The organism is Mumia sp. Pv4-285, from assembly GCF_041320275.1.
GTDB classification, from domain to species: domain Bacteria; phylum Actinomycetota; class Actinomycetes; order Propionibacteriales; family Nocardioidaceae; genus Mumia; species Mumia qirimensis.
In genome coordinates this window covers 2,606,979-2,622,621 of record NZ_CP162023.1, presented here as the reverse complement: position 1 = coordinate 2,622,621, position 15,643 = coordinate 2,606,979, and the positions used below count along the sequence as shown (strand labels likewise).

Here is a 15,643-nt window from a genome sequence, read left to right as displayed (position 1 = left end):
AAACAAAATAGCAACACCATGTTTTGGTCCAGTTGTAACCCCACAGGGTTACGGCGGCCATGGCGAAGGGGAAACACCCGGCAACATTCCGAACCCGGAAGTTAAGCCCTTCAGCGCCGATGGTACTGCACGGGAGACTGTGTGGGAGAGTAGGACGCCGCCGGACAACACTTCAGCTGAAGGCCGTCACCACCAGGTGACGGCCTTCAGCCATTTCTGCATTGCGGCGCTCCTGAGCGCAGAACATTCGCGTCACGAGCCTGTAGCGGCCGTGACCCGGATCACACTAGGGTGGCCGCCAACGGCGACGACGACGTCGCCTGAGGAGGCCCCGATGTCGAGCCGTGTCGTCCGTCGCGCAGCCGCAGCTGCCACCGCCCTGTCCGTCGCCGCCCTGGCTCTCGTCGCTGCGGAGTCGGCCAGCGCCGACGACCGTGGTCGCCACCACGGCAATCGGATCGAGATCTCCGTGCTGTCCGGTGAGCCGGACCAGGCGTCCGGCGGAGACGCTCTCGTCGAGATCTCGCTCCCGAAGAAGATCCGGCCCGGTGACGTGCGCGTGAAGGTCGACGGTGAGGACGTCACTGATGTCTTCGCGCCGTCGACCGGACGGACGCTCGTGGGCCTTGTCGAAGGGCTTGACGAGGGCAAGAACCGTCTCGTGGTCTCGGCCGGCGGCAAGGGCGGCCGGCACGCAGGACGGGGTACCACCGCGAAGCTGACGCTCGTGAACCACCCCTCCAGCGGGCCCATCTTCTCCGGCCCTCAACAGCAGCCGTTCGTCTGCACGACCGCACGGGCCCGGTTCGACGGGCAGCCGCTACTCGGGCAGCCGATCGTGGACAACCAGGACAGCTTCGGCATCCCGGTGGCGGCAGAGGGCTCCGACGGCTCGTACCCGCAGGACGACCGTGGTTACCCGACGGCGGACGCCGACATCGTCGGGTGGAGCGGAGACTGCGCGGCAGAGACCCGGTACGGCTACGTCTACCGCTCGACGACCGACAACCGCTTCCACTGGCTCGTGGACCCCGCGAACCCGCCGGCCGACACGGCGACGACCACCACGATGGACGGCGAGACTGTGCCGTTCATCGTCCGGTGGGAGCGCGGGACGATCAACCGGTTCATCTACAGCATCGCGATGCTCGCGCCTGTCGGTGAAGCTGATCCCACCGAGCCCGACGACTCCCTGTGGAACCGCCGCCTCGTGTTCAGCTTCCAGGGCGGCGTCGCGATCGGGCACACGCAGGGCACCACGAGCGACAGTGCGATGCTGCCGGCCGACCTGCTCAAGCTCGGCTACGGCGTGATGTGGTCCAGCGGGACGCGCACCAGCACGCACTACAACCTCCAGGTCGGCGGCGAGACCGCGCTGATGCTCAAGGAGCACGCGGTCGAGACGCACGGCGTGCCCGACTACACGGTCGCGGTCGGTGGCTCCGGAGGCGCGATCCAGCAGTACGTGTACGCGCAGAACCACCCGGGGCTCATCGACGCAGCGATCGCGCAGTACTCGTATCCGGACATGGTCACGCAGGTCATCCACGTCGGAGACTGCGAGCTGCTCGAGCACTACTTCGACGCGACGGACCGTGCGAACCCGAAGTGGAAGGACCCGGAGGTCCGCCAGGCGATCATCGGGCTCAACGGAACCAACTTCCCGAAGAACCTCTCGGCTGGGGACACCGCCCAGTGGAACCAGCTGTACGCCGCCTACGCCGCGCTCGGCTACCAGGTGATGGACCGCGACCCCGCCTCCCCGGCTCCGGCGCTGATGGAGTGCAAGCCCGGCTGGTTCGGCCTGACCCCGCTCGCGATGAACCCGACCTTCACCGACGTCGACGACCTCGACAAGCTCGCGCAGGGCGTCGAGGGCGTCGAGTGGACCCACTGGGGCGACACGGTGAACATCTACGGGGTCGACGACGACGGCTACGCCCGCGTCCCGTGGGACAACGTCGGGGTGCAGTACGGCCTCAAGGCCCTCACCGACGGGGTCATCACACCCCCCGAGTTCCTCGACCTGAACGCCCGGGTCGGCGGCTGGAAGGACTCGAAGGACATGGTCGAGGAGGGCTTCCCGTTCTCCGGGTCCTTCTCTCCGCAGAACTTCGACCCGTGGAGCTCGCGCAACATGAAGCTGAGCCCGGACGGCGGAGTCACTCCAGCGCCCCGGCGTGAGGGCGACCTCGACGCGATGCGAGCCGCGTACACGTCCGGCATGGAGTTCCAGGGCGACGTCGACATCCCGATCATCGACTGGCGGCACTACCTCGAGGACGACCTCGATATGCACAACACCCAGCAGTCGTTCGCCTCGCGCCAGCGGATGCTCAACGTCGACGGTGACGCGTCGAACCAGGTCATCTGGTTCACCGATGCGCGGCCGAGCGAGCAGTTCGACCAGACTCCGATGGCGTTCGCGGTGATGGACGAGTGGATGCGCAACATCGCGGACAACCCCAAGGGCGGCGTCGCGGACAACAAGCCGTCGCAGGCCGTCGACTCGTGCTTCGCGACGGACGGCTCGCTGATCGCTGCCGGCCGACGCGTCTGGGACGGCGTCCTGACGTCCCGGCCGGCAGGCGAGTGCACGCAGAAGTTCCCGATCTATTCGTCGTCGCGACGGGTTGCGGGCGGCCCGTACGAGGGCGGTGTCTGGAAGTGCGCGCTGCAGCCGGTCGACCGTGCGATCCGCAAGGGCGTGTACGGCGCGTGGCGGCCGACGGCTGCCGAGTCTCGGCGCCTGGCGGCGGTCTTCCCAGACGGCGTGTGTGACTTCAGCAAGCCGGACGTGGGCAAGCCGCGGCGGCGCTGACCGGACCGATCGGCCTCGACGGCACCACGGGGGCGTGCCGCCGAGGCTGATCCATGTCCCGGTCTGGTGCCGGGACAACCCGTGGGCGGTCGTCAGCCGACCGAGACCTCCCACGCCTCACGGCCGACTCCGAGGAACAGCAGTGACGTGGAGACGCGTGCGCCGGTCGCGGCGACGAGGCAGGCTTCGTACGCCGCCACCTGCGGCTGGTAGAACACGGTGCGAGCACGAAGCGCCTCACGCGGGACGTCGTCGGTCTTGTAGTCGATGATGCAGAGGGAGCCGTCGTCCTCGCGATAGATCAGGTCGACGAATCCCTCGATCACGGTGCCGTCCTCGGCGACCGTGCCGACGTACGACTCTCGCCAGTGCTCGCGTTCGGCGGCGCGCTTGACGAGCGGGGCTTCGAGAGCCGAGAGAGCAAGGGCGCGCACCTCCTCGTCGAACTCCATCACGCCCTCCGCCTGGCACTGGGCGGCCACCGCGTCGTCGAGGCCGCTGCCGGTCGCGAGGTCCACCCCTTGCAGGACACCGTGGACCGCGCGGCCGACGGCTGACCCGTACCTGCCTTTTCGCCAGGGTGGGAGCTCCACGTCGCGCCCGCCCTTGGCCTGACCGGCCGTCGTGGAGGGATCCTCGACCAGGACGACGTCAGGCTCCGTGCCCTCGAGTCCCGACGCACTCTGGACGGGCTTCAGCGCGGTCGCCGCACGGATGTCGGCCATGAACGCCTGCCACGTGTCGAGGTCGGGCGGCGGAGCTGTGACGGCGGGAGTCGTCGAGCGGTCTCGGTCCGATGCGGTCGCTCCGCCGGCTGGGGAAGCGCTCGACCAGCGGGGATCGCCTGCGGCGGCGCCTGCGAGGACCCGGGCATTCGTGTCGGGGCTTCCGCCAGGCGCGCGGTGCAACGAGACGACGAGGTGGTCTCGCGCTCGTGTGGCGGCGACGTACAGCAGCCGTCGCCGCTCCTGCGTGTCCATCTGCTCGTCGACCGGGGCGGCCTGCTCGAAGTCGTTGGTCTGGACCTGGCCGACGAGCTTCACCTCGTAGCCGCCGTCCGTCCACAAGAGCTGGACACCCCGCCGCCGCTGCGGCGCCGTGCTCATGCCCGACAGCACCACCATCGGGAACTCGAGCCCCTTGGCACCGTGGACCGTCATGATGCGCACAGCGTCGACGTCGGTCTCCGGCAGCACGGCCTCCGCCACGCGTGCGGTCTCGTCGGCCTGGCGGCCAGCCCACCCGAGGTATGCGCGGAGACCGCCGTGCTCGACCTCCGACCACGCGCGTGCCTGGTCGACGACGAACCGGAGGCGACGCCAGCGGTCGCGCGACCTCGGAGACGCGGCCGCGACCTCGGACATCACACGCTCGGTGACGATCGTCGCGAGCACCTCGCTCGGTGTCATCCAGCGGGCACGCCAGAGAAGGTCGCGCAACGCGTCGAGGGCAGCGGCGACAGGATGGGCCTCCGTGCCGAGCCGCTGGAGCGTCTCGGTCGTGGGAGCGAGGACGTGGAAGGACCCGCCGGCCTGCTTCCAGGTCCAGAGGTCGTCGTCGCCACACCCGAAGAGGGGAGAACGCAGCGCCAGGACGACGGCGAACTGGTCGCTCGGGTCGGCGATGGCCTGGGCCGTCGTCATCAGGTCGCGGATCTCTGCGGCTTGGTACACGAGCGAGCTGGACTCGGCGCGGTAGGCGATGCCCTCGCGATCGAGCGCGGTCTCCAGCGCGCCCAGGGAGAGGCGAGACGGGATGAGGATCGCGACATCGGCGAGCGCGATCGGCCGCCACTGGTGAGCGCCGTCGTCCCACACCGTCCAGGACTCGTCGACGGCACGCCGGATCGTCGCCGCCACGTCGTCGGCCTCGAGCGCCCGAAGCGGGTCTGCTCGGAGCTTGTCGGTGTGCTCGTCGCGGCCCAGCACGCTGACCGCGGGTCCGACGGGCGGGGCGTCGGTCCGGTGACTGTCGAGCGGGACGTACGACGGCTGTGTGCCCGGCTCGGCCTGGATCACCTCACCGAAGACCCCGTTGACCCACTGCAGAACCGGGTCGACCGTCCGGAAGTTGCTGGTGAGAGTGACGTGGTCGTCGGCACCGAACCAGTCCTGGGTGTCGAGATAGAGCGCGATGCTCGCTCGGCGGAAACGATAGATCGACTGCTTGGGGTCGCCCACGACGAAGAGCGACCCGGGCGGCACATGGACGTCGTGCCAGTCGTGCTCGCTCGCGCTGGACCCGCCGGCGATCCGGACAGCCAGCTCGATCTGGATCGGATCGGTGTCCTGGAACTCGTCGAGGAGAAGGCGCGGGTACTGCGCTTGGAGGGCGGCGCGAACCCCGGCATCACGCCGCAGCACCTCGCGCGCCACGACGAGCAGGTCGTGGAACTCGAGGCGTCCTTCGGCCGTCCGGCGTTGCGCGTCGGTGCGCACCATGCGGGCGATCCACGATGCGAGCGGTCGGATCGTCGCCTCGGTGACCTCTGCGGCAGCCGCCTTCGCACGACGCTGGAGCTCCTTGCACGCGTCCTTCACGCCTTCGAGGTCCGGCCAGTTCTGCTTGCGTCCGTACGAGACCTTGAGCTCCGCAGCGGCGAGCAGCGCGCCGTAACGCGCACGGTCGTCGACCGCGGTCCGCAAGGCCTCGCCCCATGCGCCGAAGCCGGCGAGGCGCTCGAGGAACTTGTCGGCATCGTCCGTGCACTCGGCCGCCCGCGCGGCCAGCAGGCTCGCATCCTCGACGAGTGCGCTGACGTCCGCGAGCACGACCGCGGGGACGGCTTCGGGCAGGTGGTCCGAGATGAGGTCCCAGTCGGCACTGAACGCGCGTGTCAGCGACCGGAGGTGGTCGAGCTTGACGCCGGCGGACAGGGCGAGGAGCACGGCGTCTCCGAGCGCGTCGTCGTCGAGCAGCCGCCGCTGCATCGCCGCCCAACGCTCCTCGAACGCCACCGACGAGGCGACCTCGTCGAGGACCTCGATGAGCGGAGGCAGACCCGCCTCGATCGGGTGCCGCGCCAGGATGCGTTGCGCGAACGCGTGCAGCGTGCCGATCGCCGCGGAGTCGAGGTCCTCGAGGGCCTCGGTCGCACGGGCTGCGCGACCCGGCGTCGTGGCGTCGCGCCGCGCCTTCTCGAAGTTCGCGCGGAGCCGGTCGCGCAGCTCCGCGCCGGCCTTCTCGGTGAACGTCACGGCCGCGATGTGGCGCAACGGGACGGGGTCGGCGCCGTCCAGCACGAGCGACGTGACACGGTCGACCAGCGCTCGGGTCTTGCCGGACCCGGCGCCCGCCTCCACGAAGAGGTTGCGGTGCGTCTCGGTCGTGATGCGGTGCCGTGCCTCGGCATCGGGCAGCGTCGTCTCGGTGGTCATGCGAGCGCCTCCGGGTCAACCAGTCGCACGAGCCGTTCGAGCGCGGCGTCGCCGCGCTTGTCCTCGTAGCGCTGACGCGCCTCCTTGTGGCCGAGCCCGCCCGGCGTGCAGAACTCGCACTCGACGAACCCGTACGCCGGCTGGGAGCTGGGGCGTCCGACGAACACCCCGGAGGCGATGCCGTCGACGAGCGTCTGGAGCGTCTGCGCGTACTGGATCTCGAGAGCCTCGTCCAGCGTGACCGGGATGCGCTCGCCGGCGTTGCGGCGGACGAACCAGTACATCGCTTCGACGCCGGTGCTGGGCTTGTCGACGACGCGGTCCCGGGCGGCGTACGCGTAGACGGGCAGCTGCAGCTTCGTGCCCGCGGCGACGGGGTCGTCGTTGAGCACGCGGAACGCGTCAGCCCTGCCGGTCTTCACGTCGGTGACCAGCAGGCGGCCGTCGCGGGTGCGGTCGACCTTGTCGGCGCTGCCGCGCATCAGCACGCGACCGTCGGGCAACGGGACCTCGACCGGGGGAGCGTCGCCCATGCCGAACTCGAGCTCGCTGCGCACCACCTCGGCGTCGCGCTCGGCACGGAACGAGTCGTCGTCGGCGAGCATCCGTGCGACCACGATGCGGAGCGCGTCGAGCTCCGCTTCCCAGAGCCGGCGGTGCCCGGTGAGGCCACGCTCCACCAGGTTCGTCGCGCGGACGGTGACCAGCTCCTGCATCCTCCGATGGTGCGCGGCGCTCCACGGCTCGGCGTACGACGGCAGGGTGCCGGCGTCGGCGGCCTCGGTGACGAGCTGGTCGAGGGCCCCGTGCACGAGCGTGCCGATCTCGGCCGCCGAGATCTGGATGATCTCCTCGGGCTGCTCGAGAGGGGTGACGCCGAGCAGTCGCTCGACGAAGTACGCGAACGGGCACCGCGCGTACGACTCGAGTGCGGTGGGGGACACGACCCGGTCGCCGTGCGCATAGTCCGGCAGCCCGCCGGCGCCGTCGAGGTTGCCGTCGTAACGAGTGAACTCCGCGCTCGCTCGCGCGTCGACGAGTGCCCTGGCCGCGGCCAGCAGGGCGGCCGGCTCGGGAGCCAGCGGCGTCTCTGTGGCCGCGGCCCGGATCTGCCACTCCTGCTCGCTCGCCGGGACCTCGCCGGTGAGCACGCCGTCGGCGTACGAACGGCTCCCGACGATCACCCCGTCGGTCGGAGCACGGTACTTGTCGGGCTGGTTCCACTCGGTCGCGGCGAGCGCCTTGTTGTCGGTCAGCGCGCGCAGGCTCGGCAGCAGGAACTGGCTGGGGAGCCGCTCGGTGCTCCGGCGCAGGTCTCCACGCGGGAACGACGCCGTCGCACGCGGGGCGGAGGCGAGCGCCGCGAGCAGGTGGCGCTGCAGGTCGTCGAGGCTCGCGCGCAGTGGGTCGAGCTCACCGGTCGCCGTCCGCAGCGTGTCGCTGAGCAGCGCGTCCTCGTGGAGCCGGCCGGGGAACGCGTCCTCGGCGAGGCCGAGCACGAAGACCTCGTCGAGGTCCAAGCCGATCGCCGCCGACACCGGCCCGACGAAGACGCCCTCGCCGTAGCGGCCGACACGGGGGAGGGACGACTCGAGCTCGAGGCTCAGGACCTCCGCGAGCGTCTCGACGTCCGCCGCGAGGTCGAACGCGTCCAAGGTTGCGAGGCTGTGCAGCGCGGACTCGAGGACCACGGCGGCGTACTGCTCCTCGGCAGGCAGCCGCGTCCACGTGTCGGACCTGCCGTACAGGTCGTGCAGGAGGTCGAGCGCCCAGGAGCGCATGGCGTCCCAGCGCGTGATGCGTGCGGCGTCGGAGAACCGTTGCTGGAGCCGCTCGACGAACCTGAGCAGCGCGGTCGCTGCGTCGATCTCGCGGTCGGATGCGGCGACGCGGGCGTCGCGCGGACTCTCTTGAGCCAGCTCCTCGTCCTTCGTGCGGATCTGGTCGGCGATGAACGTGGTGAGGCGGGCCGCCCAGTCACCCTGGCCGACGATGCCGGCTCGCCGGGAGACGCGCTCCCATCGCGCCACCGGGACCCGCTCGTCGGAGAACGCCAGCACCGGCGCCTCGGCGAGCGCGACGAACGTCTCGGCGCGGGGCAGGTCCGCGCGGCCGACCTCGAGCAGGGCGAGGAAGGCCCGCGCGATCGCGCGCTCCTGCACGGAGCGCGTCGCGGGGCCGTTCACGGTGAGGCCGCTGGCGGCGAGGTGCTCGTGCAGCTGGCGTGCGTACGGGACGCGAGACCCGTAGAGGACGGCGACCCGGTGGGCGGGAGTGGTCTCGAGCGCTGACACGACCTCCCGCACCACGCAACGCACCTCGTCGTCGGCGTCGGAGGCGTGCAGGACGCGACTGGCGACGGGGCGCGGGCCGGCGGGCTCGTCGTCGGGGATCGCGACACCCATCCGGTCCAGGCTCCGGCGGACGGCGGAGTCGGCTCGCCGCACCCCGGTCATGCCGGTGACGACGACGCAGTCGGCGCCCTGCGCGAGCGCGCGAGCGAAACCCGACTCGGCGTGGCTGAGGCGCTGGGGAAGGTAGACGACGACGGTGCCGTACGACGCTGACCCGTCGGGGTCCTCGTCCACGCGTCGCGTCGCCTCGAGCAGCAGGTCGGTCGGGTCGTAGTAGTCCGTGGCGGTGCGGGCGACGACGCGCTCGTGCAGGCGGAGCAGGTCGGCCGACAGGCCGGTGGAGTCATGAGCGCGCGCGCGACCGTCGATGGAGAGGTCGCGCAGCTCGCGGTGAGCGGAGGCCAACGCGCGGATGGTCGCGGGATGGTCCTTCACCGTCTCGAAGATGCCGGGGTCCTGGTCGAGCGCCTGTCGCCAGGCCGCTGCCACGACGGGCTGGGTCGCCGGGCGGCGCGGGTGCATCGTGGCGGCCGCGATCTGCTCGGCGAGCCGGGTGAGCGTGGTGACGGTGACCGCGGCGACTCCGGGCCCGCGTACGTCGAGGCCGCGCGCCAGGTGGCGGCGGGCGGCGATGCCCGCGACGTTGGTCGGCACCAGCACGGTGACCGGTGCCATGCGGTCGGCGGCCTTCGCCTCGGCGACGACGTCACGCAGCGTGTCGAGCGCAGCACGCCCGTACGGCGTGGTCAGGACCCGAGTCGACATCCGTCCCCCTCTCGTGGTGCTACCGACCGTATCGGGGGGCGCGGACGTTCGGCGACGTCAGCCGCAGGAGTCGCACACGCCGGTCGCCGGCAGCTGCATGAAGCAGCGCGGGCACACGACCACGGGGCGCTCCACCTTCCGTGCCGCCGGCTCCCGCCGCGCCGGCGGGACACGGCGCGCCTCGACCGTCCTCCGCGACGGCGAGGGCCGCCCTCCGTCGGCGGGGAGCGGTGCGCCGAACCGTTGGTAGCAGGCGAACCGCTGCTCGGCCGCGTGCCGTTCGGTGTCGGTGACGGGTGCGCCGGTCAGCCGGGAGAGAGCCGCCCCGTAGCCCTCCTCGACCGTCCCGTCCGGCCGCACGCACAGCGACGTGATGGCGGGCTCTCCGCGTCCGTGAGCGTCCGCCGCAACCTCCTCGAGCACGTCGGCCATCCACGTCGAGACGGCTGCGGTCGTCTTCACGCTCGTACGCCGCTGAACGGCGTCGGCGAGCTGGGCCGCGGTGATGTCGCCCCCGTACGTGCCCGCCGTCTCGCCCAGGACGTCGCGGGCGCTCTTGGCCCAGAGGTGCTTCGCGGTCTCGTACGCGACCGGCTGTCCATCGCCGATCCGGAAGGTGCTGACAGTCACGGAGCGATCGTACGTGGCGCGGGTGGACGCACCCGTCACGCGGCCGGGCTCGGGTCGACCACCGCCTGGCGTGCGCGTCGTGCGGCGGCCGCCGCGAGGGCTTCCAGCGGCCCGCGCCCGACGTAGCGGCGCCAGGGGATCGCTGTGGCCGCGGCGATGGCGACATGGATGAGCAGCGCGTCGTCGGTCTCCGGCGGGAGCAGCGTCGCGACCAGGACGACGTGCAGGGTGTAGAGCGTGAAGGTCATGCTCCCGATCGCTGCGACGGGCCACAGTGCCCGCCCGGTCACCCGCTCGAGCAGGAGCATCACTCCGAGCACCGCGAGCGCGCTGCCGAGGGTCTGCAGCAGGTCGGGAGGCGCGCCGGAGTGCGGCGATGCGATCCCGAGCCAGGACCACGTCGTGGTCGGTGTGGTGCCGTAGAAGGCGACGTGCAGGACGTCGGCGTCGATCGGCCCCGTCGTGAGGTGACCACCGGTGCCGGCCGCCTCCAGCTCGGCGAGCCCCCCACCGGTCAGCCATCGCGAGGACCCTGCGTACGCCGCCACGGCGAGCACGGTGCCACCGGCGGCGATCGCGGCCGCGACCGCCGTACGCCCGAGGGGCAGCCTCCCGATGCCCATCCCGACGAGCAGGTATGCGGTCCACGTCAGCACCGGGTAGTAGCCGGTGAGCACCACGCTCGATGCTGTTCCCACTGGGTCCGTCAGCAGCGTGACGAGATTCGGCACCGCGACGTCGAGCGACATCGGGTCGTCGTGGCGCAGCCACTGGCTCAGGACGGGCCCGAGAACCGTCCATGCCGCTCCGATCCCGAGGAGCCAGCCCGCCCGCAGCGGCAGCACCGGCAACGCGACCAGGAACAGCACCCCGTAGTAGCACAGGATCACGGCCAGCCCGGAGTCGAAGGCCGCGAGGAACAACCCGACCGCGAAGATCACGCCGGCGCGCGCCGCGGTCGCTGCTGCGGATCCGGCCCACCCGCGACCACGCGGCGGTGTCGTGCCTCCGCTGGCGAGCGCGATCCCGACACCAGCGAGCAGCGCGAAGAGCGCCGAGGCCCGCCCCGCGGCGAGCAGGTGAGCCGTGGACACCTCGCCGTCGCCGCCGATCTTCGGCTCGAGGTGCGTGGCCATCATCCCGATCAGCGCGATCGCGCGGGCCGCGTCCACCCCGAGAAGTCGTCGCGTCGAGGTGATCGTGGAGCGGCCTGTGCCGCGCGTGCCGGTCGCGGACGACACCGCCAGTCCTCGTCAGGCCGAGCCCGCGCGCGGGTGGTGCGTCATGCGCTCAGCGTACGGCGTGCGCGGCCGCCCGGCTGCCGGCGAAGCGAACCCGCCCGCTCAGGGCCAGGCCGCGAGGGACGTCGAAGACCACGCGTACGGGGTGGGTCGTGTACGGCTCGAGGACGACCGCCGCACTCACCGCGTCGAGCGGCAGTGCCGAGTGCTCGCTCCCGTCCGAGGCGACGAATACGGCCGGCAGCGAGCCGATCGTCACGTCATGGCCGCGGCTGCTGACAGCGACGTCGGCGACGACGAGGACGTGGCCGGGGCTCGGCTGACGGTCTCCTGCCGAACGACGGACGACGACGGCGGTGACCGTACGGTCGATGGTGCTCATGGTCGTCCCCCTCGTCGGTCGGGTGGGGGAACTCGATCGAGGCTACGTGGCACGAGGGTCACCGCTCTCGGATCTGTCATGTGGACAACGGGCGGGGACGCTGACCCTTCGCGGGCGGACAGTGGAAGGACGCTCAACGAGAGGGGTCGCCATGTTGACCCGAACGTCCATCGCCGTCGTGACCGTGTCCTGTGCCGCCGCACTGGCTCTGAGCTCGGCGCCGGCCTCCGCCGAGGAACGGTCGCGGACCGACCGTGCCGGAGACGCCCCGGCGCGGATCGACCTCACGCACGTGTCGTACCGGCACACCGAGGCGCGGGTGTCCGCCCGGATCCGGGTGCCGGACCTCGGAAGGCGGGGCCGCGCGTCGCTCGCCGTCAGCAGGTTCGGCATCTTCGAGGCCGGGTACGTCGCGGTGGTCCGCAAGAAGCCGGGCCGGCCTGCGACCACGCGGCTGCTGTTCTTCGACCACTTCGACACCACTCCTCGGCAGTGCGACGGGCTTCGCGGCTCGTGGAAGCGGGCGACCGGCACCGTCAGTATCTCGGTCCCACGCGCGTGCCTCGACGGCCACCGGACGCGGAAGGTCTACGTCGCGGCTCGGACGATGCGCGGGTCGTCGTTCGACGACGCGCGGCCCGTGCGACGGCTGGCCCGCGGCTGAACCGCCGCTACGAGGCGAGGTGGAGACGCTGCGGAGCCGGCTTCTCGTTGCGGGGGAAGCGGACGGCCCCGCTCGGAGCGAGCATCGCCGGCACCTCGAACAGGACGCGGACGTGGTGCCGCACGTGGGGGAGCAGGCGCATGCCGCGTGCCAGCCACTCCTCCGGAGCGACCGGCGGATGCTCGGTGCCGTCGGCGGCGACGAAGACCGCGGGGACCGCGGAGATGGTCACCGCCTCTTCGTCGAGGTTGGTCAGCTCGACGTCGGCCACGACGAACACCTGGCCGCGGTCGGCACGGCGTCCGTCGACCGTGCGGCGGACCGTCACCGCGGCGACCACGTAGTCGATGCCGAACATGCGTACTCCTCGTTCTCAGCCTCACAGCGACGTCCCGAGATGTCCGGTTCGTCGTCTCTGTCCAGTATGGAAGAGACGTGGTAATGCGCCCGGTATGACGGTCAGCAGTCTGTGAGGCTCGCCACTCCCGAGGCGCACCGCCACCTGGCCCGCGGGTCGCGGACCAGGTGGCGGCGGTCGAGTCGGGCCGCAGCGTTACCGCACCGTCGTCGACGAGCTCGCCGTGCCGGCGGTCCCACCATCGGGGTCGAACCCGAGGAGGACCGACGTCGGCGCTCCCGTCAGCGGGATGCGGACCTGCTGCCGCCCTGGCCGCAGCGACACCTCTGCCGACCCGACCTCCTGCACGTCGGCACCGGTCACCGCGAACAGGTGCGCGGTGCCACGCCTGTAGACGTCGACCGTCACCACGGCCGTGCTGCCGCGCACCGTCGCCCGCACCACGCGTGCGGTCGACCTCGGCGCGAGGGTGGGGAGTCCCGAAAGGCCGACGCCGGAGCGTACGGCCTGCTCGATCGACTGCGGCGACTCGAGGCTGTCGAGCGCCGGGAAGTCGAGCTTCGGCGGCGTGCTCTCCACCTCCGGAGGTGCGTCGCCGCCGAGCTCGACACGACCCCACCGGTACGGGTCGCCCTGGACGCCGCCCCAGGTGGACCAGCCGATGCGGGTCTGGCCGGCCTTGTCCTGCGTGTCGGAGTCGTAGACGAACATGTTGAACCCCATGCGCTCGGGATCGACCGTCGCCGGCAGCGCTGCCAGCGGGATCTTCATCTCGACGACGTAGCCGGTGTACGGCGTGGTGACCGAGGAGGCCATCGCGAACCCGGGCGCCACGTTGCCCGGGTCGAGCGTGGTCTCGTCCGAGCCACCCTCGCCCGTCATCGGGAACGCCCCGATCGGTCCCTGGGTGTGGTCGGCGTCGCGTGCGGCGCACGACTGACCCTCCGCCGTGAACGGGAGCGCTCCGATCTTGAAGGTCGTCGACGTGTTCTCCGACGTCCCGGCCGGGTCGATGGCGACCTCCACCGAGTCGACGCGCCAGTGACGCTTGCAGTCCGACGCCGCGAGCACAGCGCTCTGTACGTCGTCGGTCACCTCGGCGGCGACGTACAGGTCGTCACCGGACCGCGTGACGTGGCCCGTCGCGCTGCAGTCGGCCGGCGACGTGCACGCCTCGCCCTCCCACCGCCGCGACAGGTCGATCGTCGACGCGTACTCACCGTCGCCGACGGTGCCGTCCAGCGTCGGCGCAGCGGTCTCGCCGACCTGTGTCGTCGGCACCAGCTCGAGCGCAGCCGTCGCGGTGGACGACCCGGACGCGCTGGTCGTCGTGATCGTGTAGGCGTAGTCACCGCCGGCGCCGCCCTCGTTGGACGTGGGCAGGGTGTCGTCGGTGTTCGTCACCTCCAGGTCCAGGCGTCGCGTCTCGCCCGGCGCGAGGGCCTCGTACGCGACGGAGTCGTCCGCCGCCGTGAAGCCCTCGGGCAGGTCCACGGTGACCGTCCCGGACTGGGCGGTGTCGCTGTGGTTCGTGACATCGACACCGACCGTGCGGGTGCCACCGCTGGGCAGCGTCAGCACCGGCGCGACGAGGCCGCGCAGCTGCGGCAGGCCGACCGTCGGCGCCCACTCCTCGAACTCCGCGACCTGCGGCAGGAGCTGCTGGGTGCCGGAGACGTCCGGAGTCACCGACAGCTTCTGGTTGGTGTAGCCCGCGCGGGAGCCGGAACGTACGTCGAGGCCGACCAGCACGCGAGCGTTCGGTGTCGCGTCGCTCGGTGCTGTGACGCGGATGCTTCGCGTGACGGTCTTGCCGCGGCGGACGGTGCCGAACGCCACGGACCGTGTCCCTCGCCAGCCGTCCGGCAGCGTGACCGTGCCTGTCGCACGCACGAGGCGGGAGCGCTTCGGTGCAGTGAGCCGCGCCTTGAGTGTCACGGACTCTCCGGGAACGACGTCGACGGTCTCAGCAGTCAGCTCGAGGCCCGTGCCGAGCGGGAGCCCGTCGCGAGCCTGGAGCACGGCACCCTGGAGCATCGTCCCCGGAGACGCCGCGGCGGCGGACTGGTCCCCACGGGCGAACGGGACCCGCGACGCGACCTGCGTGAAGTAGTCGCAGGCGATCGCCTCGGGATCGGAGCTCGGGTCCGGGAATCCGGCCCAGCCCTGCGAGGCGTACTTGCGCTGCGCCTCACGCTCGACGAGCGCCCAGGTCTTGCCGCTGGCCGCCGAGCGCGCCCCGGCCCAGACGCCGTACACGTCGTCGGTGGGATCGGTCGGTGTGAAGGAACGGGGGCACGACGAGCCGGGCTGACCGCTGCCTCGGGCGGAGTTCAGGAACAGCTTCGCGGGGGCGTACGGCCGCAGGCCCTCCTTGGTGATCTGCGACCGGAAGCGGGACGGATCGCCGGCGACGGCGTACGCCTCCGCCGCCAGGCGGGCTGCCTCCTGGTGACCGCCGTGGTTGCCAGGAGTCGGGGCCGGGGTCATGGTGACGACGACGTCGGGCCGGGTCTCGCGCACGATCCGGACGAGCCGTTCGAGGGTGTCCTCCGCGTCCCACGCCTGCTGGTGCAGGGGTGCGCTCACGGAGTAGTAGAAGTCGACCTTGTCGAGGTTGAAGACGTCCCGTACGTCGGCGGTCCCGACCGCGGCGCGCTCCTCGCGCTCGCGGATCAGGCCCAGTGCGGGGCCCTCCTCGGGGCCGACGGCGTTCCCGCCGCCCTCGCCCCGGGTGATGGTGACGACACCGACGCGGCTGCCGTACTGCTCTCCCCACTGACCGAACGTGGAGAGCCGGCCCGACTCGTCGTCGGGGTGTGCCCCGACGAACAGGACGTCGAGGTCGGTCACCTCCGCCTTCTTGGACGCCGCGCGGGCGTCGTTGCCGCCCGACGACGGTGCGGCCGCTGCCGGGCCGGTGACGAGACCTGCGCCGACGAGAGCCGCTGCGGCCGAGGCCGTGGCGAGCGTGCGCCATCGTCGTGGCGGAGCGGCCCCGGTGGATTTCGTCGTGTGCTTCGTACGCTGGATCATGAGTCCCCCTTCTTT

At 71.6% G+C, this 15,643-nt stretch carries 9 protein-coding genes and 1 rRNA gene; 3 read left to right on the top strand and 7 right to left on the bottom strand.

Translation table 11 applies throughout. From position 1 onward, the window contains the following. Positions 1 to 49: 49 nt before the first annotated feature. Positions 50 to 166: ribosomal RNA gene (rrf, locus tag AB3M34_RS12710) — 5S ribosomal RNA — on the top strand. Positions 167 to 334: 168 nt separating this feature from the next. Further along, positions 335 to 2,821 (top strand): DUF6351 family protein, encoded by a 2,487-nt coding sequence (locus AB3M34_RS12705; protein WP_370614330.1) that lies wholly within the window; start codon positions 335 to 337, stop codon positions 2,819 to 2,821. Between the two features lie 92 nt (positions 2,822 to 2,913). Here the strand turns inward: AB3M34_RS12705 and AB3M34_RS12700 are convergent, their stop codons facing one another. From AB3M34_RS12700 to AB3M34_RS12680, 5 genes are read right to left on the bottom strand one after another with little or no spacing between them, the layout of a single operon-like run. Then, positions 2,914 to 6,198, bottom strand: coding sequence for a UvrD-helicase domain-containing protein (locus AB3M34_RS12700; protein WP_370614328.1), 3,285 nt, complete (start codon positions 6,196 to 6,198; stop codon positions 2,914 to 2,916). Continuing rightward, on the bottom strand, positions 6,195 to 9,317 hold the full coding sequence (locus tag AB3M34_RS12695) for a PD-(D/E)XK nuclease family protein (protein WP_370614327.1): 3,123 nt from the start codon (positions 9,315 to 9,317) through the stop codon (positions 6,195 to 6,197). Before AB3M34_RS12695 ends, AB3M34_RS12700 begins: the two co-directional genes overlap by 4 nt. 57 nt (positions 9,318 to 9,374) lie before the next feature. Beyond that, positions 9,375 to 9,947: a hypothetical protein gene (locus AB3M34_RS12690; protein WP_370614325.1), complete on the bottom strand. Its 573-nt coding sequence runs from the start codon at positions 9,945 to 9,947 to the stop codon at positions 9,375 to 9,377. A 35-nt stretch (positions 9,948 to 9,982) separates the two neighbouring features. Further along, entirely contained in the window at positions 9,983 to 11,188 is a 1,206-nt protein-coding gene (locus AB3M34_RS12685; protein WP_370614323.1) for a heparan-alpha-glucosaminide N-acetyltransferase domain-containing protein, read from the bottom strand. A gap of 49 nt (positions 11,189 to 11,237) precedes the next feature. Further along, positions 11,238 to 11,570, bottom strand: coding sequence for a hypothetical protein (locus tag AB3M34_RS12680; protein WP_370614321.1), 333 nt, complete (start codon positions 11,568 to 11,570; stop codon positions 11,238 to 11,240). 151 nt (positions 11,571 to 11,721) lie between these two features. Here AB3M34_RS12680 and AB3M34_RS12675 point away from each other — a divergent pair, with 151 nt between their 5' ends. Further along, positions 11,722 to 12,234, top strand: coding sequence for a hypothetical protein (locus tag AB3M34_RS12675; RefSeq protein ID WP_370614319.1), 513 nt, complete (start codon positions 11,722 to 11,724; stop codon positions 12,232 to 12,234). Positions 12,235 to 12,241: 7 nt separating this feature from the next. Here AB3M34_RS12675 and AB3M34_RS12670 read toward each other — a convergent pair whose 3' ends face one another. Beyond that, on the bottom strand, positions 12,242 to 12,592 hold the full coding sequence (locus AB3M34_RS12670; protein ID WP_370614317.1) for a hypothetical protein: 351 nt from the start codon (positions 12,590 to 12,592) through the stop codon (positions 12,242 to 12,244). 195 nt (positions 12,593 to 12,787) lie between these two features. Beyond that, positions 12,788 to 15,628: a sugar-binding protein gene (locus tag AB3M34_RS12665; RefSeq protein ID WP_370614316.1), complete on the bottom strand. Its 2,841-nt coding sequence runs from the start codon at positions 15,626 to 15,628 to the stop codon at positions 12,788 to 12,790. Positions 15,629 to 15,643: the final 15 nt, after the last annotated feature.

What these genes read in the sequence shown, in the direction of transcription:
- AB3M34_RS12705 (WP_370614330.1), top strand. Translation starts at nt 335, where the DNA reads ATGTCGAGCCGTGTCGTCCGTCGCGCAGCCGCAGCTGCCACCGCCCTG.
- AB3M34_RS12695 (WP_370614327.1), bottom strand. Translation starts at nt 9,317, where the DNA reads ATGTCGACTCGGGTCCTGACCACGCCGTACGGGCGTGCTGCGCTCGAC.
- AB3M34_RS12700 (WP_370614328.1), bottom strand. Translation starts at nt 6,198, where the DNA reads ATGACCACCGAGACGACGCTGCCCGATGCCGAGGCACGGCACCGCATC.
- AB3M34_RS12670 (WP_370614317.1), bottom strand. Translation starts at nt 12,592, where the DNA reads ATGTTCGGCATCGACTACGTGGTCGCCGCGGTGACGGTCCGCCGCACG.
- AB3M34_RS12680 (WP_370614321.1), bottom strand. Translation starts at nt 11,570, where the DNA reads ATGAGCACCATCGACCGTACGGTCACCGCCGTCGTCGTCCGTCGTTCG.
- AB3M34_RS12675 (WP_370614319.1), top strand. Translation starts at nt 11,722, where the DNA reads ATGTTGACCCGAACGTCCATCGCCGTCGTGACCGTGTCCTGTGCCGCC.
- AB3M34_RS12665 (WP_370614316.1), bottom strand. Translation starts at nt 15,628, where the DNA reads ATGATCCAGCGTACGAAGCACACGACGAAATCCACCGGGGCCGCTCCG.